The organism is Streptomyces sp. L-9-10, assembly GCF_004151105.1.
In the GTDB taxonomy this organism is placed as follows: domain Bacteria; phylum Actinomycetota; class Actinomycetes; order Streptomycetales; family Streptomycetaceae; genus Streptomyces.
Genome location: NZ_PHRF01000097.1, coordinates 154,519 through 174,911, shown reverse-complemented (window position 1 = coordinate 174,911; position 20,393 = coordinate 154,519). Strand labels below are relative to the sequence as shown.

The following is a 20,393-nucleotide window of genomic DNA, read 5'->3' as shown; positions in this document are numbered from 1 at the left end:
GCGGTACTCCCGGTGATGGGTACGGGGGTCGGAAAGGGAGATACGGAGGGTGCGGGGGCGGCGGAAGGGAACGGGCGGGCGGTCTTCGGCAGGCGGTCTTCGGCGGTCGGTGAACACCGGTCGGTGTTCAGCAGTCGGTGTTCAGCGGGCGGCGATCAGCGGGCGGTGTCGAAGACCTCGTCGCGCGTGGTCGACAAGGCGCTCTCCAGCGCGCCCCGCAGGACGGGACGGTGCGGGACCCCACCGATGAGGAGCCGGGGGCGGGACGCGGCCAGTTCGGCCAGCTCCGCCTGGACGAGGGCGCGCAGCGGCTCACCGCCGGCGGCGGTCACCCCGCCCGCGAGGACGATCAGCTCGGGGTCGAGTACGGCGGTCACCGAGGCGAGACCGGTGGCGAGCCGCTGGGCGTACAGCCGCAGCAGCTCGGCCAGCCGGTCGTCCCGCTCGTGTCCGGCGGCGGCCCGGGTCAGCAGCCCGGCCGCGACCTCGGCGTACGGCGTCTCCGGGGTGTCGATGCCGAGGGACTTCGCGAGCCGCGGCACGGACTGGGCACCCGCGAGCTCCTGGAAACCACCGCTGTTCGCCCGGACCACCTGGCGTACCAGCGGGGTGCCGGGAACCGGCAGGAAGCCGACCTCGCCGGCGCCGCCGGTGAAGCCGCGGTGCAGCCGCCCGCCGATGAACAGGGCGGCGCCGAGGCCGTCCTCGTTCCACAGCAGGACGAAGTCCTCGTCGCCGCGGGCCACCCCGAGGCGCTGCTCGGCGACCGCCGCGAGGTTCACGTCGTTCTCGTACTCGACGGGCATCGGCAGGGCCGCGGCCAGCTCGTCGAGGAGCGTGGTGGAGTGCCAGCCGGGCAGATGGGACGCGTAGCGCAGCCGGCCGGTGGACGGATCGAACGCGCCGGGCGTACCGATCACCACCCGCCGCACGTCGGCGACGGCGAGACCGGCGGCCTTCACGGCTCCCTCCAGCGCGTCCGTGACCTGACGGACGACACTGTCGGCGCGGCGCCCAGGGGTGGGCAGTTCGAACTCCCCGACGGTCGTTCCGGTGATATCGGCGACGGCGGCCAGGATCCGCCGCGGGCTCACATCGAGCCCGGCGGCGTACGCGGCGCGCGCGTTGACCGCGTACAGCTGGGCGTTGGGCCCCGGCCGCCCCTCGGTGGTCCCGGTGGCGACGACCAGACCGGCCGCTTCGAGACGGGCGAGCAACTGGGAGGCGGTCGGCTTCGAGAGGCCGGTGAGCTTGCCTATCCGGGTCCGCGAGAGCGGGCCGTGGGCCAGCAGCAGATCGAGCGCGGCCCGGTCGTTCATGGCCCGCAGCACACGGGGTGTCCCCGGTGACGGAGTGGGTGATCCGGTCACATCGGTCACGGACTCGACACCTGCCCTTCCCCTGCTCACTCCCGACACTGTTAGGAAAGTTTCCTATCGGGTGGGAGGAAAGTAGGCCGGACGCCACGAAGGCGTCAATACTCTCCGGCACAAGACACCCCCGCGGCAACCAAAGCGTTACCTGCGGGGGCGGGTGGGAAAGGAGCTACTTCGCGAGGTTCGCGGGCGGCGTGATCGGGGCCGCCGCCAGGGACTGCGGGGACGTCGGGCTCGCCAGCGCCGAGGGAGCGGAGACCCCCGCCGAGGGGTCCGCCGTCGCGGCAGGAGCCTCCGCCGCCGGGAGAAGGCCGCCGACGATCTGGATGCCCGCCTCGTCGAACGCGCGCTTGATCCGCCAGCGCAGCTCGCGCTCCACCCCCAGCGCCTGGCCCGGCATGGTCTTCGCCGAGAGCCGCACCGTCATCGAGTCCAGCAGGACGGCGTCCAGCCCCAGCACCTCGACAGGGCCCCACAGCCGCTCGTTCCACGGGTCGTCCTTGGCCATCTTCTCCGCGACCCCCGCGATGACCGTACGGACGTTCTCCAGGTCCTCCGTCGGCCGCACCATCACATCGACACCCGCCGTCGCCCAGCCCTGGCTGAGGTTGCCGATCCGCTTCACCTCGCCGTTGCGCACGTACCAGATCTCGCCGTTGTCGCCCCGCAGCTTGGTGACCCGCAGACCGACCTCGATCACCTCGCCGGACGCCACCCCCGCGTCGATGGTGTCCCCGACGCCGTACTGGTCCTCCAGGATCATGAAGACCCCCGACAGGAAGTCCGTCACAAGATTGCGGGCACCGAACCCCAGCGCGACGCCCGCGACGCCCGCCGAGGCGAGCAGCGGGGCCAGATTGATGTTGAGCGCGCCCAGCATCATCAGCGCCGCCGTGCCCAGGATCAGGAACGACGTGACGGACCGGAGCACCGACCCGATCGCCTCGGAACGCTGCCTGCGCCGCTCCGCGTTCACCAGCAGCCCGCCGAGCGCGCTGCCCTCCACCGCCTGCACACTGCGGTTCATGCGGTCTATCAGCTTGGTCAGCGCCCGGCGGATCACATGACGCAGCACGAGCGCGATGACCAGGATCAGCACGATCCGCAGCCCGGTGCCCAGCCAGGTGGCCCAGTTCTCCTGCACCCAGCTCGCGGCGTTGTTGGCGCGGTCCGCGGCCTCGTCGAGCGTGACGGAGTCGGACGACGGGCCGGCGGCCAACGGGGCGGACCAGGACACGGCGGAAACCTCCAGGTGTTGCCGGGGCGGTCCCACCACACTAACGGGGCAGTCCGGCCCGACCGGCGCTCCGGCGGCCGGAGAGACGCGCCTCACGTATGCCGCCCACGGCCCGTCCAGCGGCCCCGCGCGGGCCTGTGCGCGGGGCGGGGGCCGTCTTGTGGTCGAAAACACTCATAGCCCGTTACCTGCACGTGGTGGCGTTTCGACCAGGCATGAGGAGAGACTGAGAACAGATCGTCCCGGCGCGAGCCACGTGCCGCCGGCGTACAAGGAGGCATCCGTGCCGCATGTCCTGGTCCTCAACGCGTCGTACGAGCCGCTCGGCGTCGTACCGCTCCGCCGCGCGCTCGTCCTCGTCCTGGAGAACAAGGCACTCTGCCTCGAGGAATCCGGCGCCTTCATGCACAGCGAAACCCGTGTCATCCCGGCCCCCAGCGTCGTACGGCTGAAGCGTTTCGTGCGGGTCCCCTACCGGGGGCCCGTTCCGCTGACCCGCCGCGCGCTCTTCGCCCGTGACGGCGGTCGCTGTATGTACTGCGGTGGCGTCGCAACCAGCGTCGACCACGTCATCCCGCGCAGCCGCGGCGGACAGCACCGGTGGGACAACGTGGTGGCGGCCTGCCGCCGCTGCAACCACGTCAAGGCGGACCGGCACCTGCGGGAACTGGGCTGGCGCCTCAACCACCAGCCCGCCCCGCCGTCGGGCCTGGCCTGGCGCATCATCGGCACGGGCCACCGCGACCCACGCTGGATGCCCTACCTCCAGCCCTACGGCGCGGAAGACGCGGTGGCCCGCATCGACGCGCCCCGCCTTTCTTAGGGCTCGGTTCGCCTCCGGGCGCTTTGAGCCCCTGTCGACGGTCGACCGTGCTCGATTCCCTCGTACCTCGGGAACCTCCGCCCGCGCGGCGGAGCCGTATATCGAGCACAGCCTCCCTTTCGACAGCGGCGCGCCCTTCGGCTCACCCGCCGCCGGAAAGACGGCACCCGGAACGCACCGGCACCCCAACCCCCAGCCGGGCGGAGAGTGGGGGCCGGCCCCCGGCACCACGACGCACCCCGCGCCGCAGGCGTACCGCACCCGCACCCCGCCGGAGGCGTACCCGCACCCCTGCCGGACGGCGCACCGCACCGCACCCACGACCCCTAGCCGGGAGGCGCCACCGCGTAGACCTCCACCGCGAACAGCGAGTACCCGAACCGCGTCCCCCGTCCCTCCCCCTGCACCCGTACGAACCGCGCGTCCCTCGCGTCCATCCCGAGCGCCTCCCGCCCGCCCCCGCCGTCCGACACCACCGCCGCCGTCCGCCATGTGCGCCCGTCCGCCGAGACCTGGATCCGGTAGCGGGTCGCGTACGCCTCCTGCCAGTGCAGCACCACCTGGCCCACCCTGGCCGGCCGCGCCAGCTCCACCTGCCACCAGGCGCCGTCCTCCGCGGGGGAGGACCAGCGGCTGGCCGGATCGCCGTCGGCCGCGGCGGCGGCCGGGAAGTCGGGGGTCTCGTCCCCGGACGACGAGGCCGTGCCCGTACGCGCCAGATCCGGGCCGCCCGTGACGGGGGAGGCACGCACCGTGAGTGTGCGCTCCTCGCCGGCGAAGGCGAGCGGCACCTCGTACGCACCGGCCGGGGTGCCTGCGGGGACACTCACCTGGACGGGGATCTTCGTGCGGGAGCCTCGCGGAACCGTCGTCTCCTCGGGCACCGTCACCCGAATGCCGGAAGGCGGCTTCGCCGTGAGCGCGCCGCGCACCTCGCCGGGGCGCTGCGCGGCGACACGTGCCTCGACCGTCTTCGGCTCCCCGCCGATCTGGGCGTTCGCCTCGCCGCGCGGCAGGTCGAGGCTGGCCCGCGGTTCGTCGGCGAACCAGGGCACGACATGCCGTATGGACGGCGTGGACCCGCCGGGTCCGCCGGGCCCGGCGCCCACACCGGACCAGGCGATCCGTACCGCGTCGACCCGCTGCCCCTTCAGCCCTTCCGCGTCCGACTCGGTCCAGCCGCTCGTCGAGAGCGGCCCCAGGGCGCGCCAGCCCTGGCCGGGGATCCGGGCCTCGACGGTCGCGCCGGCGCCTGTGCCGGGCTCGGCCATCGTGTTGACCGCCTCCAGGGGCCTGGCCCGCCCCAGCTCGACCGTGTAGGTCCGCGCGTCCTGGGCGACGCCCCCGCTCGTGCCGCTCGTCGCCTCGGTGCGTCCCGCCGCGCGGTCCGCTCCCGTCCAGGCCGACGACTCCTTGGCCGCCCGCTCCAGGAACGGCCCCAGCACGCCCTCGCCGACCGTCACGCGGCTCGCCTCCGCGGCCTCGCGCAGTGGCTCCAGGTCCACCGAGGCCCGCCACGCCGCCGCGCCGTCGCCGCGGTCCTGGGCCCGGAGCATGTCGACGGCCAGTTCGCCCGCGGTGCCGTACCGCGCGAGCTGGTCGAGCCAGGGCCGCACCTCGTCGTCCAGCTGCCCGCCGGCGGTCCCCGAGAGGTGCCGCGGGGCCTCGCGCATCGCCGAGAACGCGGCCCTCAGCCTGCTCGCCGCGGCGGTTCTGGCCGTCGTGTCCGTGGTCGTACGGGACCGCCAGAACGCGTCCAGCAGCGGCTTCAGATACGCCGACTCCGACGGGCTGAGGATCGACGAGGCGTCATTGCCCGCGAGCACGCCCAGCGCCTCGCGGGCTTTCTCGTCCTCGCCCGCGAGATCGTCGATCGCGGCACGCCAGGACTCCTGAGGCTGGTAGCCACGCGGGTTCCAGGCGTAGTCGGCCGCCGTGAACAGCGGGATACGGGACGCCGACGCCTGCTCCATCGCGTTGGCGAGCAGCCCGACGGAGCCGCTCGCCACGGCGGGTTGCCTGCCGGTGTACGGGCCGAGGAAGAGCCGGCCCTGTTCGTAGTCGTTGACCGGGTAGTTGTCCATGGTGACCAGCGGGTGCTTGAACGCCGCACGCGCGCCCATCAGTTCGCGGCCCGTGATGGTGCGCGGCACCACCCCGACGCCCGTCCACGCCACCCGCACCCGCGCGTCGAGCGCGCCGGCGAGCGCCGTGCGGTAGTCCGTGGCGCCGTCCTGGTAGTACTCGGTCGGCATGACCGTGAGCGGTTCGGCGCCGCCGTACCGGTCCGCCAGATGCCCGGCCACCGCGTTCGCGACCCGGGTCTGCGCCTCGGCCGCGGCGCCCGGCCCCGAGCCGAAGGTCTCCGCGTCCTGGTCGCAGTGCCACTCGCTGTAACTGACGTCCTGGAACTGGAGCTGGAACGCGCGCACGCCCAGCGCCCACATCGCGTCGATCTTGCGGATGAGCGCCTTGAGGTCCGCGTCCGAGGTCATGCACATCGACTGGGCGGGGGAGACGGCCCAGGCGAGCGTCACGTGGTTGCGCCGGGCGCGCTCCGCCAGCTCGCGGAACTCGGCGCGCTGCGCCGCCGGATAGGGATCACGCCAGCGTGCCTGGCGGTACGGGTCGTCGCCCGGCGCGTAGAGGTACCGGTTCTGCTTGGTGCGCCCCATGAAGTCGAGCTGCGCCAGCCGCTGTCCGTGGTCCCAGGGCCGCCCGTAGAACCCTTCCGTCGTGCCGCGCAAGGCGGTGCCGGGCCAGTCGCGTACGACCACGCCGGGCACGGCCGGCCGGTCCGCCGTCCGACGCGCGATCAGCTGGCGCAGGGTCTGCGCCGCGTGGAAGAGGCCGTCCTCGCCGACGCCGTCCAGAGCGACCGTGCCGCGGCCCGCGACGGTGCCCACGGCGATCCGGTAGCCGCCGGACGGAAGGTCGGCGCGTTCGGGCGCGCGGAGGGCGCGCAACGCGTTCCGCGCGCCGCTGCCCCCGGCGAGTACCACGGGCCCGCGGCCGGCGGGCGGCGCTCCGGAGGGCCCGGCGGACGCGGCGGGCGCGGTGACGCGGACGGTACGGACGCCGGCCGCGCGCAGCAGATCCGCCAGTGCCTGTACGGCGTAGGTGTCGGCTTCCGCGCCGGCGACGACGGTCACCTCGTCCCCGAGCGTGACCGCGCTCCCGGCCGCCCTGATCGTCTGGGGCCGTGGCCAGACCGCGGGCACCGCCGTCCCGGCCTCGCGGTCCGGGGTGGTGGCCGTGGGCGACCGGGGGTCCTGAGGGGCGGCGAGCGCGCTCGGCGTGGTGCCGAGGAGTCCGCCGATCACGGCGACCGTGACAGCGGTCGCGGTCCGCTTCCTGCGCCCGAGCTGCATGCCTCGTCCCCTCATGCTCACTGGTTTCGCTTCTTGGCACCGCCCACGTCCCGCCGGAGTCCCGACAAGCGAGCCGTCGAGCGGCACCGAGCCCACCACCCCGTGGTGAAGGTGTCAATGCGCGTGGCCGTTGTGTCGCAAATGCCCGTTTGTGATAGGCAGGACCTTCAACTGCCGCACGGGGAACGGATCGTGACTCGACACACGTTTACAGGGCGTACACGTCTGCGGCTCCGCCCGCTGGGTAGGGCTGCTGTGACCTGTTCCCTGTTCCTTGGAGGCGCCGTCATGGCCGCATCCGCACAGCTTCTGCTCTCCGCCCTCTCCAAACAGGCGGAGCCCGCCCCGCTGACCAGCGAGCCCCCGCTCGGCGGCGTCGGTGCGGGACCCCTGACCAGCGAGCCGCCGCTCGCCGACGCGGCACCCCTCACCAGCGAGCCCCCGCTCGCCGGCGCCGCCCCGCTGACCAGCGAGCCGACCGCTCCCGGCACGGCGGGTGGCACGGAGTACCCCGGAGTCTGACCTTCCGAACGGAGTGCGTATGGGTCTGGCCAGGCTCGCCGAGCTGCACGGTGTCGCCACCGCGTACTCACCTTCCCCGGGCGTCACCGTCCCGGTCCCCGACGACACCGTGGTCTCGGTGCTCGCCGCGCTGGGCGTCGACGCGTCCACGCCCGAGGCGGTGGCCGACGCGCTCGGGGACGCCGAGTCCGCCGAGGCGAGGCGGCTGCTGCCCGCGACGCTGGTCCTGTGGACCACCCGGGACGGCGCCCCGAGCGCTCCGGACGCCCAGGACGCCCAAGACGCTCAGGACGCCCACGGAGAGTTCGCGAGCCCCCTTCATGCCGCCGCCCCGCCACCCCCCGATCTGCCGCCCGCCCTGACCGCGCTTCCGCCGGGCTCGGTGCTCCGGGTGGAGACGGAGGAGGGCGAGTCGGTGGAGCTGCCGCACTCCGCCCCCGAGGAGCCCGCCGCCTGGGCGGGGCTCCCGCTCGGGGTGCACCGGCTGGCCGTCGAGGCGCCCGACGGGCGTACGGCCTGGGTGGTGCTGATCGTCGCCCCCGCTCTGGTGCCGCGCCCGCCCGCCCGTACCCACGGCTTCCTGGTGCAGCTCTACTCCCTGCTCTCCGCCCGCTCCTGGGGCATGGGCGACCTGGGCGACCTCGCCGAGCTGGCCGGCTGGTCGGGCCGGACCCTGGGAGCCGGATTCGTCCAGATCAACCCGCTGCACGCCGCCGTACCGGGCGATCCGACCGACCCCTCCCCGTACCGCCCCTCCTCGCGCCGCTTCCCGGACCCGGTGCATCTGCGGATCGAGGACGTCCCGGAGTACGCGTATGTGCGGGGATCCGACCGCGCGCGCCTCGACGCGCTGGTGGAACGGGCCGCGGCCCTGCGGGAGTCCGTCCTCGACAAGACCCCGGGCACGGGCGCGCTGATCGACCGCGACGCCGTGTGGGCGCTCAAGCGCGCGGCCCTGGACATCCTGGACACCGTCCCGCTCGGCCCCGGGCGGCGCGCCGCCTACTGGGACTTCCTGGCCGCGCAGGGCCGCGCCCTGGAGGACCACGCCACCTGGTACGCCCTCGCCGAGGTGCACGGCCCGGAGTGGCACGACTGGCCGGAGGCGCTGCGGGATCCGCGTTCCGCCGAGACGGCCGCGGCCCGCCGGGAGCTGCTCGACCGGATCGACTACCACTGCCGGCTGGCCTGGCTGACGGACGAGCAGCTGGCGGCGGCGTCCCAGGCGGCGCGGGACGCCGGGATGTCCGTCGGGATCGTCCATGACCTCGCCGTCGGGGTGCACCCGGGCGGCGCCGATGCCTGGGCCCAGCAGGACGCCTTCGCCGCGGGCATCTCGATCGGCGCGCCGCCGGACGCCTTCAACGCGCTCGGCCAGGACTGGGGCCTGCCGCCGTGGCGCCCCGATGTGCTGGCCGCGTCCGGGTACGCGCCGTTCCGCGGGCTGCTCCAGGGCCTGCTGCGGCACGCGGGGGCATTGCGGATCGACCATGTGATGGGGCTGTTCCGGCTCTGGTGGGTGCCCCAGGGGCAGGACCCCACCCGGGGAACGTATGTCCGCTACGACGCGGAGGCGATGCTCGCGGTCCTCGCCCTGGAGGCGCACCGCGCGGGCACCGTCGTCATAGGGGAGGACCTGGGCACGGTCGAGCCCGGCGTACGCGAGGCGCTCCAGCGGCGCGGGGTGCTCGGCACGTCCGTGCTCTGGTTCGAGCGCGACTGGGACGGTACGGGACGGCCGCTGCCGCCCGAGAGCTGGCGCGAGGGCTGTGTGGCCACGGTCACCACCCACGATCTGCCGCCCACGGCGGCCCGGCTCACCGGTGAGTACGCGGAGCTGCGCCACCGGCTCGGTCTGCTCACCCGCCCGCTGGAGCAGGAGCGGTCGGAGGAGCAGGCGGAGATCGCGGAGTGGCTGGGCACGCTCGCGCGCCTGGGGCTCCTGCCCGGGGGCGACGGGGACGAGGAGGAGGAGATCCGTGCCTTCTACCGCTTCCTGACGCTCACACCGGCGCGGATGACCGGCGTCTGGCTGCCGGACGCGGTCGGCGACCGCAGGCCGCAGAACCTGCCGGGCACCTGGAACCAGTACCCGAACTGGCGGCTGCCGGTGGCCGATGCCGAGGGCCGCCCGATGAGCCTGGAGGAACTGGCCGCCTCGCCCCGGCTGCACGGACTGATGGAGACCCTGCGAGGCCACTGAGGCGCTGGTGAAGGCCGCGCGCACCGGCGGAGGGGCGGCCTCCGGACAGGCCCTAAGGCACCCCGGGCGCGCGGCCCGCGGACGGGTTCGCTACGTTTGCACCGTGGACAAGAAGAACGCTCTGCGCGCCGGCGCCCTGGCGACCGGTACGACGCTGATGATGCTGCTCATGTCGTCCCCGGCGCTCGCGCTGACCCGTGACGACGGCGACGACCCGGGTCCGGGCCTGAGTGTGGGCGAGACCCTCGGCCTGTTCGTGGTCGCGCCGCTGGTGATCTTCGGCATCATCGCCGGTCTGGTGATGGTGCTCGACAAGTCGCGCAAGCAGGCCTGACGCGAGTCAGGGCCTCCTCAGCCGTAGGTCGGGCATCTGTGGGTGCAGCACGCGCTCTTCTCCGCCGTCCACGTGAAGGCGAAAAGTGTCAGGGCCCGGTCGGCCCGCCGCATCATAGGCGGTCAGGACGGCTTCGATCCGCTCCCACAGTGCGACGGTCCCGCTCTCGCGCACCAGCCAGTTGTCCCCCTCGGGAGTGAGGGTGGCCGCAGAGCCCGTGACAACATCGATCAGGTGCACCACTTCGCCCATCGTGATCATCTGCGCGTCCGGGACGGCGCTCTGGGCAAGGAATCGCAAGTGGAACGCTTCTTCAGTGGCGTCTGTGATCCGCTGCGGACTGTGCCGGGCCGGGCGCCCGCTCTTGGGGAGGTCGGCGGCCCAGTGGGTGGGGTTTCCGAACGCAGGTGCGGCATGGGTACGAGCGGACATGAAGGAGACAGTGCCGCCGAGCAGCGTCCCTTCGGCACCGCCGTCGTCATCGACAGTCAGCAGCACGCGGGCGTACCCGTAGAGCCAGCCGCTGAGGGTGAGCAGGATCTTTCCACCGGGCCTGGCCTGGGAGACCAGGGCCGGCGGTACGGAGCGGAAGGAGCAGGCTGCCACGATGCGGTCGAACCGGGCTTCGGGCCAGTAGCCGTACAAGCCGTCGGCTACCGCGAGCGTGGGTGTGTAGCCGCAGTCGTGCAGCGCCGTAGCGGCTTGTTCCAGTCGACGGCCATCCACCTCGATGGATGTAACTGCGTCGGAGCCGAGTCGTTCACACGCGAGCGCCGTCGAGTAGCCGGATCCCGTGCCCAGCTCCAGAACCGTATGCCCTTGTCGCACATCGGCGTCTGCCCACATCCTCACGACCAGGGACGGCAGGGTGGAGGAGGAGGTCGGCGCCCCACCGCGCCGGATCGCAGGCCCTTCCCAGTCGGGTTCATCGCCATCGAACTGCGTGATCAGTGTGGTGTCGGAGTACGCGGCTGCCAGCCACCGGCCGTAGTCGAGCTTCCGGGTGACGGGCTCCCACACCGTCAGCCCATGGTCCCCCGGCTGATCGGCGGGCAAGTAGAAGCCCGGCACAAATCGGTGTCGGGGCACCGTGGCCACCGCGTCTCGCCAGGCCGGGTCCGCGAGGGCGCCCTCTTCAGCGAGTGTCCTGGCCAGCTTCCCGCGCAGGCGGGCCGCGTCGTTCTCACAGTCGACGGGCACAGTCATGGATGACCGGCCTCCTTTCTGCTCAGAAGATCCGCGAACGCCTCGGTGATGGCAGGCGAGTCGGGAAGCCAGCCCCACTGGCCGTTCGGATTGCACTCGATCCAGGTCCAGTGCCCTGGGTCGTCCTCGGGGCCGGTGAGGGCGAAGTCGAAACAGCCGAAAGCCAGTCCAAAGAATGCCAGGTAGCCGTGCAGCGCCGCCTCAATCGAAGCAGGCACGTCAGCGGTTGCGTATCCGAGGTCGTTCCAGTCCCCTCGGCGCCAGTCCAGCGCGCCGTCCGGTGTCGTGATCCGACTGGCGAAGACGCGATGACCGACCACGGTCACCCGAACATCTCCCGTCTTGGGCACCTCGGACTGGAAGAGGTGTGCGGTCACGGACAGGGTGTCGTCGAAGGTGTTCGAGTCGACTCGCTGGGCCCAGATCGCCCCGGTATGGCCTTCCTCGTCAGGAGGCAGGCCACGGAAGGTCTTGTAGATGACTGGGCTGTGTTCGGCGGCGAACTCCCTTGCGTCCTCAAGGTTGTTGGTCACCAGGGTCGGAGGGATGGCGAGCCCGAGCCGAGCGGCCAGCTGGAGCTGGGCGGGCTTGAAGTCTGCACGAGTGACGGCGGCCGGGTGGTTGACGTACAGGGCGTTGTGCAGATTGTTCAGGACGCCGCCGAGGCCATGGCGGGCTTCTGCGGTGGCGAAGTCGCGCTGCTGGGCAGGGAGATGTGCGAACCGGGAGGAGTACGGGGTGGGGCGGCGGTAGTACACCGCCGCCACCTCCCCAAGCTCCACCTCGCGGCCGGCGGTGCGCAGTAGCCCGCCCCACACCGACGATCTGACGTCGATGCGGGCGCTGAAGCGTAATCCGGAACCGATGTCGGCCGGGTCGACGCGGACAAGGGGCACCTCGCGCTCGTTCAGCGCGTTGATGACCAGGTCGGCGGTGACGTCCTCCAGAGACGTGACGACCATGACGAGGGGAGCCATCGGTCAGTCCGACTCGTAGTCGGTGGTGTTGTCGTCCTGGGTCTGCGGCTGCGGTGTCTGTCCGTCCCCACCGCCGGAGACCGAAGCGGTGCCCTTGGCCTTGGACGTGCCGTGCTTGCCCATCTCGATCACTTGGCCGATGGCGTTGGTGTAGCGCGCGGTTTGCGTGGCCTCGTCGAGGATCACCGTGGTGTACGACGATGGGCCCACCGGCAGTCGGTCGGTGACCAACCGCATCGCCCAGGGGCTCTGAGATGCAAGCGTTGCCATGCGAAGTACCTTTCGTCTGTGTCCGGCGAACGGCCGACGGCTGCCCGCACAAGCAGAATCTGTCCATGTGGCAGGCCTTGACCAGTAGCGTGGGTACCGCGAATCGTGGCGAATATGTCACGTTCCGTTATCGAGCTGGGGAGTGAAGGCGCCGATGACCGGCAGAACCAGTAACCCGCATCTCTCGCTGTGGATCACCGCGTCCGGGTTGTCCCTCGGTGAGATTGCCCGCCGTGTCGCCTCCGAAGGAAGCCGCCGAGGCCATCGCCAGATCGCGCCGGACACCACCCGTATCCGGCGCTGGACTGAGGGCGAACGTCCCCGTCCCCCGGTTCCGGTCCTGCTCGCGGCCGTACTGACCGAGGCGGTCGGCCAGCCGCTCACCCCGGGTGACCTCGGCCTGACGTCCGCCGGAACGGTGCTGGATACGATTCAGCTTCCGCTTCTGACTGAGGCGGCCGCTCGGACTCTGGCCGGATGGACGCAGATGGACCTGTTTATGGACCGCCGCGAAACTCTCATGCTCGCTGTCGGAACACCGCTGATCCTGGCTGCGGAGCGGATGCTCGGTGGCACAGCCCGCCCCTTGAACCGCGGTCACCGAGGCTTCGACCTCGACAGCGTCACAGCGCTGGAAGAAGTGACCGCGTTCTTTACCCGGGCCGACGCGGCCAAGGGCAGCGGCCTGTACAGGTCTGCCATCGTTGCCCAGCTCGCAGAAGTCGCCCGCCGTATTCAGGACGGGGTCCCGGCCGGCATTCGGGCTCGGGTCTTCGCTGCGGCCGCCGACCTGGCGGCGCTCGCGGGATGGGTAAGCCATGACTCCGGTAGATTCGCGACCGCTCAGCGGTACTGGAGCTATGGCATCTATGCGGCAGGCGAGGCGGGACAGCGTGATCGCGGGGTCGAGATCGTCACTCGAATGTCACACCAAATGATCTACCTTGGCCGCCCGGATGACGCTCTCGGCCTCCTCGGTGTTGCTGCGGCTAAAGCCCGGCGGCCAGTAGTGAATGCCTTGGTCGCTTCGCAGACCGGACGGGTGTACGCGGCCCTCGGCAACGAGCGCCAGGCCGACAGGTACATGGGAACCGCTGATGAGATTCTTTCCGGCGGACTTGGCGATGTACCCGACTGGGTGGCGTACTTCGACGCCGCCGAACATGCCGGCGCCCGCGCGGTATCCGCTCGTGACCTGGCAGGACAGGGCGGTCGTCAGCGAGCCAGCGGCCACTTCCGGGATGCGCTGAGACTCCGTGCGTCCGGATTCGATCGTGTCCGGATCATGGACCGCATCGGACTTGCCGCCGCGTTGTTCGACGAGGGCGAGGCTGAGCAGGCGGCACACGCTGCCCAGCAGGCGCTGGACGATGCGGCCTGTGTCGACTCCACACTTGTGGTCGCCCGACTGAACACCCTGGTCGACGCGACCAGTTCCTACCGAAGCGCCTTGGCCGACGAGGTGAGGGCCCGAGCGAAGGACCTCGCACGGTCCCGGCCGACCACGATCGCTGCCTGAGCAGAAGGGGGAGTCATGAGCAGGCATCGCCGACCCGGACCACCGAACCAGTCATCCCGCGCTATTCCGCGTATCGATCCTGCCGCCCCACTCGCCGCGTACGAGAAACGACGCCGCGCACCACTGGACGGGCCGCGCCGCCACCGCCCCCTGCACGGCGGCGCCAGGCACCTGGATCCGCAGGCCGTGAGAGTCCTGGAGGAGTGGAACGGTTTCGCTTACGAATCGGTCGGCACCGCTCCCGATCTCCGCTCCGCCCAGGTGTGGGCAGCGGAACCTCACGCCGACCGCGTGGCTGAGGACGAGTAGCGGAAAACTGCCTTTGTGCGCCGAAAGGGCCCGTCAGAGCAGGTCGTCGAACTCCCCGGCTTTGATGGCCAGAATAAACGCCCCGAGCCTTTCATGGCTTGTGGCCACAATATTCTCCGGGCTGTCGCTCTCGCGTATAAGGATTTTTCCGGAGGCGGCGGCAATTTCTACGCACTCCCCGGCTCCCTGAGAGAATGACGACTTCTGCCATGTGATCTCTTTGGGCACGACTACTACCCCTCCTTGAGGATGCGGTTAATCATGGTCTTCGACTCATCGATGTCCAGCGAGAGATCCGTGAACGCATCAAACAGGGATCGGTATTTCCTCAACTGATCCTCTTCGCTCATGAATGCAAGCCCAAGAACACTTTCAATGATGACGGTGTCCAGTTGAGGTACGGACCCGCCCGCATAAAACATCTGTGGCACGAATCCGATGAAGGATTCTGCGGTGAACGGGATCACGCGGATGGACACGCCCGGCCAGTCGGAGGCTTCGAGCAGGAAGGTCAACTGATCGCGTGAGATTCTGCGGCTGCCGTAGTTGATCCGAAGCGCGGCCTCATGAACGATTGCCTCGTACGGCGTCGGGCGCTCTCGGTCGAAAATTTCACGCCGGGCCTGGCGATGCTGGATCCGTGCGCTCAGTTCATCAGCCGAAGCGCCGGGATTGGCTGTTGAGAAGACCGCATGCGCATACTCCTCGGTCTGGAAAATGCCCGGAACGATGAGTGCTTGGGCGGTGCGCAGAAACGTGGCGTGATGTTCGATCTCCGACAGCTCCAGCAGTATCGGAGGGAGCAATCCGTGAAATCTTTCCCACCATCCGTCGCCGCGTTCCCGTGCCATCGCGACGAGCGCGTCAACGAGGTCTTTATCAGTCGCGCCATAGTGTGAAGCAAGGAACTGAACCCGTTCGGGCTTGATTCCCCATCGACCGGCCTCTACGTGGCTGATCAGGGAGCGCTCGCCGCCGAGAAATGAAGCCGCCTTCGCGCCGGACATGGGCACGGCTTCCCGTAGCTTGCGCAACTCGGAGCCCAGCCGTACCTGACGCGAGGTTGGCCGTTTTGCGGATGCCATCGCGCTCCTTTCTCCAGCCCTGATGCTCGGGCACCACTGTGCCACAGCGTGACCACTCGTTCGAGCCTGGTGCGGTTTCTCACTGTTGAGAAACCGAGATGGTGTGCCCTATGGTCCACTCAACGCCATGAGGCGCAGCCGGCAGGAGTCCAGGGGGCTGCTCCCGCGCCGGTTGCGTATCGCCATGAGTGTGCGAACAGAGGAGCAAGCCATGACCGACAAGGCGCCGCCCGATGAGGGTTCGCCGGTCCTGGACAGGACAACGGGCAGACTGGCCGAGTTCACCGGTCGTACGGCCGATTGCTGGCGTCTGCGTCCCGTGCTGGGCGGAGCCGAGTGGGAGGTGCGGCCCGAAGATGTCTGGCTGACGGAAGAGATCAGAATCTCGCTGAGCGGTTCCGCTCCCTACGTGGCCCCCGAGCCGGTCGCCGAGTGCGATGAGTGCGCCGACTGGTGGTGGGCGGAGCGATACGCCACGGACGCGGATGAGTTGAGCGAGGCTGCTGACTGCCAGGTGTTCCTCTGGCGTCACCTGGCCGTGCGACACGGCCGTGCGGGAGATGTGTGTGTGGAGGGTTCCCTGTGACGAGGGACACGTGGGGCGCGCGCCACCGAGGCGCGCGCCCCAGACGTTATGCCGCCGCGTCCGCCTCCTGCGCCTTCAGCGCGCGCTCGACGCCCGACCTCGACTCCGAGACCAGCCGGTGCAGCGCCGCGTTCGGGCCCGCCGAGGCGAGCCAGGCGTCCGTCGCGTCCAGCGTGGCGCGGGAGACCTGGAGCGCCGGGTACAGACCGACCGCGATCTGCTGGGCCATCTCGTGCGAGCGCGACTCCCAGACCTCTCCGACCACCGCGAAGAACTTCTCCGCGTACGGGGCCAGCAGCTCACGCTGGTCGGTCTGGACGAACCCGCTGATCACCGCCTCCTGGAGGGCGTTCGGCAGCTTGTCGCTCTCCACCACCGACGCCCATGCCTCCGCCTTCGCCTCGGCCAGCGGACGCGCCGAACGGGCCGCGGCGGCGTGACGTTCGCCCGCCGCCGTACGGTCGCGGTCGTACTCCGCCGAGATTTCCTCCTCGTCGTGCAGCCCCACCGCCGCGAGCCGCTGGACGAACGCCCAGCGCAGCTCGGTGTCGACGGCCAGGCCCTCGATCGTCTCCGTACCGTCGAGCAGGCCCTGCAACAGGTCGAGCTGCTGCGGCGTACGCGCCGTCGCCGCGAACGCGCGTGCCCACGCCAGCTGGTGGTCGCCGCCCGGCTCGGCCGCCCGCAGATGCGCCAGCGTGGCGTCCGTCCACCGGGTCAGTCCCGCCTCGCGCCACGCGGGCGCCGCGTACAGGTCGAGCGCCAGCTTCACCTGGCGGTGCAGCGACTGCACCACCCCGATGTCCGACTCCTTCGCGATGCCCGAGAGCACCAGCTCCAGATAGTCGCGCGTGGCCAGCTCGCCGTCGCGGGTCATGTCCCAGGCCGACGCCCAGCACAGCGCGCGCGGCAGCGACTCCTCGAAGTCGCCGAGGTGTTCGGTGACGACCCGCAGCGACTCCTCGTCGAGACGGACCTTCGCGTACGACAGGTCGTCGTCGTTCAGCAGGATCACGGCCGGGCGCGGCGTGTCCGCCGGGAACGGCACCTCCGTGCGTTCGCCCTCCACGTCCAGCTCGATCCGGCTCGTACGGACCAGCTTGCCGTTCCCGTCCAGGTCGTAGCAGCCGATCGCGATCCGGTGCGGGCGCAGCACCGGCTCGCCCTTGGCCCCGGCCGGCAGCGCCGGCGCCTCCTGCCGTACGGCGAGCGAGGTCACCCGGCCCGAGGCGTCCAGCTCGATCTCCGGGCGCAGGACATTGATGCCGGCCGTCTCCAGCCACGCCGTCGACCAGGTCTTCAGATCGCGCCCGGACGTCTCCTCCAGCGCGCCCAGCAGATCGGACAGCCGGGTGTTCCCGAACGCGTGCGCCTTGAAGTACGCCTGCACGCCGCTGAAGAACTCGTCCTGGCCGACGTACGCGACCAGTTGCTTCAGCACGGACGCGCCCTTGGCGTACGTGATGCCGTCGAAGTTGACGAGCACATCGTCCAGATCACGGATGTCCGCCATGATCGGGTGGGTGGAGGGCAGCTGGTCCTGCCGGTAGGCCCAGGTCTTCATGGAGTTGGCGAACGTGGTCCAGGAGTGCGGCCACTTCGAGCCCGGCGCGTACGCCTGGCAGGCGATCGAGGTGTACGTGGCGAACGACTCGTTCAGCCACAGATCGTTCCACCACTCCATGGTGACCAGATCGCCGAACCACATGTGCGCCAGCTCGTGCAGGATCGTCTCGGCCCGCGTCTCGTACGCCGCGTCCGTCACCTTCGAACGGAAGACGTACTGGTCGCGGATCGTCACCGCGCCCGCGTTCTCCATCGCGCCCGCGTTGAACTCCGGCACGAACAGCTGGTCGTACTTGGCGAAGGGGTAGTCGTAGGCGAACTTCTCCTGGAACCAGTCGAAGCCCTGCCGGGTGACCTCGAAGATCGCGTCCGAGTCCAGATACTCGGCGAGCGAGGGCCGGCAGTAGATGCCCAGCGGCACGGACTGCCCGTCCTTCTCGTACGAGCTGTGCACCGAGTGGTACGGACCGACGATCAGCGCGGTGATGTACGACGAGATGCGCGGCGTCGGCTCGAAGACCCAGATGTGGTCCCTGGGCTCCGGCGTCGGCGAGTTGGAGACGACGGTCCAGCCCTCGGGTGCCTTCACGGTGAACTGGAAGGTCGCCTTCAGGTCGGGCTGCTCGAACGAGGCGAACACCCGCCGCGCGTCCGGCACCTCGAACTGCGTGTACAGGTACGCCTGTTCGTCGACCGGGTCGACGAAGCGGTGCAGCCCCTCGCCGGTGTTCGTGTAGGCGCAGTCCGCGACGACCGTCAGTTCGTTGGGGCCCTCGTGCAGATGCGTCAGCGCGATCCGCGAGTCCCGGAAGACGGCGGCGACGTCCAGGGATGTGCCGTTCAGCACGACCTCGTGCACCGCGGGCGCCACCAGATCGATGAAGGTCTCCGCCCCGGCCTCCGCGCTCCGGAAGCGCACCGTGGTCACGGACCGGTAGGTGCCGCCCTCCTGTGCGCCGCTGAGATCGAGATCGATCTCGTACGAGTCCACGGTGAGGAGGCGTGCGCGCAGCTGCGCCTCTTCGCGGGTCAGATTTGTGCCAGGCACCCGGGTCATCTCCTCGGTTCGTGACGTTTGGGCCCATCCTTCCACGCGGACGGGGCTCGACGCCCGGCAGTAACCGGCGTGCGCGGCGGTCAGCGCGAGGTCCGGAAACCGCCGGTCACGGGCGGGTGGCCACGCGACGCTGAACCCATGACGAACCATCTCGCACGCCCCATCACCCCCGCCGCGCTCAAGGAACTGCGCGACACCGACGACTCGGGCCACACCCGTGCCCCGTTCACCGACGAGGAGGGCGGCGCGCCGCTGCGCTGCTGTCTGCGGCCGAGCCGGAGCGGGGAGAGGCTGCTGCTCGTCTCGTACGCCCCGCTGCGCCGCTGGGCCGCCGAGAGCTGGGCCCAGCCGGGCGCGTACGACGAACAGGGACCGGTCTTCATCCACGCCGAGGAGTGCGGGGGGCCGGCCGGCGGGGGCTATCCGTATGCCAGGCCCGGCGCGCTGCGCACCGTGCGGCGCTACAGCGCCGAGGGCCGGATCCTCGGTGGCCGGCTTCTGGAGCTTCCGGAGAACGCCGACGCGGGGCTCGACGCGGCCTTCGACAAGGCATTCGACGAAGCCTTCGCCGATCCCGAGGTCGCGCTGGTGCATGTGCGCGCGGTGGAGTTCGGCTGCTTCCACTTCGAGGTTCGCCGCACCTGACCGCCTGACCGCCTGACCGTCCGATCGCCCGGCCACTGACCGTCTGATCGCCAGACCGGCGCCCCACCATCCCCGGCACCGGATCCGGCGCGGCGGGATCCCCGTACCGCCTGTACGGCCCGTACGGCTCGTACGCAGGGAATCCCGCCACGCCGGGCTGAGCGGACCGCTCAGCCCGTGAGCTCGGCCGCGACCAGCTCCGCGATCTGGACGGCGTTGAGCGCCGCGCCCTTGCGCAGATTGTCGTTGGAGAGGAACAGCGCCAGACCGTTCTCCGCGGTCTCGTCGTTCCGGATCCGGCCCACGTACGAGGCGTCCTTGCCGGCCGCCTGGAGGGGCGTCGGGATCTCGGACAGCTCCACCCCCGGCGCGTCCTTCAGCAGCTCATAGGCGCGCTCCACGCTGATCGGGCGGGTGAAGCGGGCATTGACCTGGAGGGAGTGGCCGGTGAAGACCGGCACCCGGACACAGGTCCCGGAGACCTTCAGCTCCGGGATCTCCAGGATCTTCCGGGACTCGTTGCGGAGCTTCTGCTCCTCGTCGGTCTCGAAGGAGCCGTCGTCCACGACGGAGCCCGCGAGCGGCAGCACGTTGAAGGCGATGGGGCGCTGGTAGACGCCGGGCTCGGGGAAGTCGACGGCCCCGCCGTCGTGGGTGAGCCGGTCGGCCTCGGCGATGACCTTCTGCGCCTGGCCGTGCAGCTCGGCCACACCGGACAGGCCGGAGCCGGACACGGCCTGGTAGGTGGTGGCGACCAGCGCGGTCAGCCCGGCCTCGGCGTGCAGCGGGCGCAGCACGGGCATGGCGGCCATCGTGGTGCAGTTCGGGTTGGCGATGATGCCCTTGGGCCGGTTCTTGATCGCGTGCGGGTTGACCTCGGAGACGACCAGCGGGACCTCGGGGTCACGCCGCCAGGCGGAGGAGTTGTCGATCACGACGGCGCCCTGGCCGGCGACCTTCTCCGCGAGCGCCTTCGAGGTGGCGCCCCCGGCGGAGAAGAGCACGATGTCGAGCCCGGAGTAGTCGGCGGCGGACGCGTCCTCGACCGTGATCGCCGTGCCCTGCCACTCGACGACGGAGCCCGCGGACCGCGCGGAGGCGAAGAGCCGCAGCTCGGTGACCGGGAAGCTCCGCTCGGCCAGGACCCTGCGCATGACTGTGCCGACCTGACCGGTGGCTCCGACGATTCCGACCTTCACTGGGGCTCCTTCATTCGCGACTGTCCCGGGCACATGTCCCGCTTCATCATGCGTCTGTCCCGGGGCGGCTTGTCCAATCCATTGTCCAGGGGGCGGACAAGCCGGGGC

At 70.7% G+C, this 20,393-nt stretch carries 18 protein-coding genes; 8 read left to right on the top strand and 10 right to left on the bottom strand.

Annotated features, from left to right (window positions below):
• Nucleotides 1-155 precede the first annotated feature (155 nt).
• Complete coding sequence (locus CU044_RS25870; protein WP_129771177.1) at nt 156-1,319, bottom strand: ROK family transcriptional regulator; 1,164 nt, start codon at nt 1,317-1,319, stop codon at nt 156-158.
• A gap of 226 nt (nt 1,320-1,545) precedes the next feature.
• A complete protein-coding gene (locus CU044_RS25865; RefSeq protein WP_129771149.1) occupies nt 1,546-2,613 on the bottom strand; it encodes a mechanosensitive ion channel family protein in 1,068 nt (355 codons plus the stop codon).
• Between the two features lie 283 nt (nt 2,614-2,896).
• Here CU044_RS25865 and CU044_RS25860 point away from each other — a divergent pair, with 283 nt between their 5' ends.
• The gene (locus CU044_RS25860; protein WP_129771148.1) at nt 2,897-3,436 is read left to right on the top strand and encodes an HNH endonuclease; all 540 of its coding nucleotides are present in this window, start codon (nt 2,897-2,899) and stop codon (nt 3,434-3,436) included.
• A 326-nt stretch (nt 3,437-3,762) separates the two neighbouring features.
• Here CU044_RS25860 and CU044_RS25855 read toward each other — a convergent pair whose 3' ends face one another.
• Entirely contained in the window at nt 3,763-6,807 is a 3,045-nt protein-coding gene (locus tag CU044_RS25855; RefSeq protein ID WP_129771147.1) for a beta-N-acetylglucosaminidase domain-containing protein, read from the bottom strand.
• Between the two features lie 288 nt (nt 6,808-7,095).
• On the opposite strand from CU044_RS25855, the gene CU044_RS25850 reads away from it, so the two are divergent.
• The 3 genes from CU044_RS25850 (at nt 7,096) to CU044_RS25840 (ending at nt 9,866) form a co-directional block, all read left to right on the top strand.
• Nucleotides 7,096-7,329, top strand: a complete 234-nt coding sequence (locus CU044_RS25850; protein WP_129771146.1) for a hypothetical protein — start codon at nt 7,096-7,098, stop codon at nt 7,327-7,329.
• A 19-nt stretch (nt 7,330-7,348) separates the two neighbouring features.
• Nucleotides 7,349-9,532, top strand: coding sequence for a 4-alpha-glucanotransferase (malQ, locus tag CU044_RS25845; protein WP_129771145.1), 2,184 nt, complete (start codon nt 7,349-7,351; stop codon nt 9,530-9,532).
• Between the two features lie 103 nt (nt 9,533-9,635).
• On the top strand, nt 9,636-9,866 hold the full coding sequence (locus CU044_RS25840) for a hypothetical protein (protein ID WP_129771144.1): 231 nt from the start codon (nt 9,636-9,638) through the stop codon (nt 9,864-9,866).
• Nucleotides 9,867-9,872: 6 nt separating this feature from the next.
• Here the strand turns inward: CU044_RS25840 and tgmC are convergent, their stop codons facing one another.
• The 3 genes from tgmC to CU044_RS25825 are packed head-to-tail and all read right to left on the bottom strand — an operon-like array spanning nt 9,873 to nt 12,319.
• Nucleotides 9,873-11,072 carry an ATP-grasp peptide maturase system methyltransferase gene (gene tgmC / locus CU044_RS25835; RefSeq protein WP_129771143.1) on the bottom strand — a complete coding sequence of 400 codons (1,200 nt, stop codon included), beginning with the start codon at nt 11,070-11,072 and terminating at the stop codon, nt 9,873-9,875.
• A complete protein-coding gene (gene tgmB / locus CU044_RS25830; protein WP_129771142.1) occupies nt 11,069-12,049 on the bottom strand; it encodes an ATP-grasp ribosomal peptide maturase in 981 nt (326 codons plus the stop codon). Before tgmB ends, tgmC begins: the two co-directional genes overlap by 4 nt.
• Nucleotides 12,050-12,052: 3 nt before the next feature.
• Nucleotides 12,053-12,319 (bottom strand): putative ATP-grasp-modified RiPP, encoded by a 267-nt coding sequence (locus CU044_RS25825; protein ID WP_240045839.1) that lies wholly within the window; start codon nt 12,317-12,319, stop codon nt 12,053-12,055.
• A gap of 154 nt (nt 12,320-12,473) precedes the next feature.
• Between CU044_RS25825 and CU044_RS25820 the strand changes: the two genes are divergently transcribed.
• A complete protein-coding gene (locus CU044_RS25820) occupies nt 12,474-13,838 on the top strand; it encodes a Tat pathway signal protein (protein WP_129771141.1) in 1,365 nt (454 codons plus the stop codon).
• 15 nt (nt 13,839-13,853) lie between these two features.
• Nucleotides 13,854-14,147 (top strand): DUF6087 family protein, encoded by a 294-nt coding sequence (locus CU044_RS39735; protein ID WP_129771140.1) that lies wholly within the window; start codon nt 13,854-13,856, stop codon nt 14,145-14,147.
• Between the two features lie 33 nt (nt 14,148-14,180).
• On the opposite strand, the gene CU044_RS25810 is transcribed toward CU044_RS39735, so the two are convergent.
• Nucleotides 14,181-14,375, bottom strand: a complete 195-nt coding sequence (locus tag CU044_RS25810; RefSeq protein WP_129771139.1) for a DUF397 domain-containing protein — start codon at nt 14,373-14,375, stop codon at nt 14,181-14,183.
• Between the two features lie 5 nt (nt 14,376-14,380).
• The gene (locus tag CU044_RS25805; RefSeq protein WP_129771138.1) at nt 14,381-15,232 is read right to left on the bottom strand and encodes a helix-turn-helix transcriptional regulator; all 852 of its coding nucleotides are present in this window, start codon (nt 15,230-15,232) and stop codon (nt 14,381-14,383) included.
• A gap of 211 nt (nt 15,233-15,443) precedes the next feature.
• Between CU044_RS25805 and CU044_RS25800 the strand changes: the two genes are divergently transcribed.
• Entirely contained in the window at nt 15,444-15,818 is a 375-nt protein-coding gene (locus tag CU044_RS25800) for a hypothetical protein (RefSeq protein ID WP_129771137.1), read from the top strand.
• Nucleotides 15,819-15,864: 46 nt separating this feature from the next.
• On the opposite strand, the gene pepN is transcribed toward CU044_RS25800, so the two are convergent.
• Nucleotides 15,865-18,432 (bottom strand): aminopeptidase N, encoded by a 2,568-nt coding sequence (gene pepN, locus CU044_RS25795; RefSeq protein WP_129771136.1) that lies wholly within the window; start codon nt 18,430-18,432, stop codon nt 15,865-15,867.
• 147 nt (nt 18,433-18,579) lie between these two features.
• Between pepN and CU044_RS25790 the strand changes: the two genes are divergently transcribed.
• Nucleotides 18,580-19,086: a DUF1203 domain-containing protein gene (locus CU044_RS25790; RefSeq protein WP_129771135.1), complete on the top strand. Its 507-nt coding sequence runs from the start codon at nt 18,580-18,582 to the stop codon at nt 19,084-19,086.
• A 170-nt stretch (nt 19,087-19,256) separates the two neighbouring features.
• Here CU044_RS25790 and CU044_RS25785 read toward each other — a convergent pair whose 3' ends face one another.
• Complete coding sequence (locus tag CU044_RS25785; protein WP_129771134.1) at nt 19,257-20,285, bottom strand: aspartate-semialdehyde dehydrogenase; 1,029 nt, start codon at nt 20,283-20,285, stop codon at nt 19,257-19,259.
• Between the last annotated feature and the right edge of the window lie 108 nt (nt 20,286-20,393).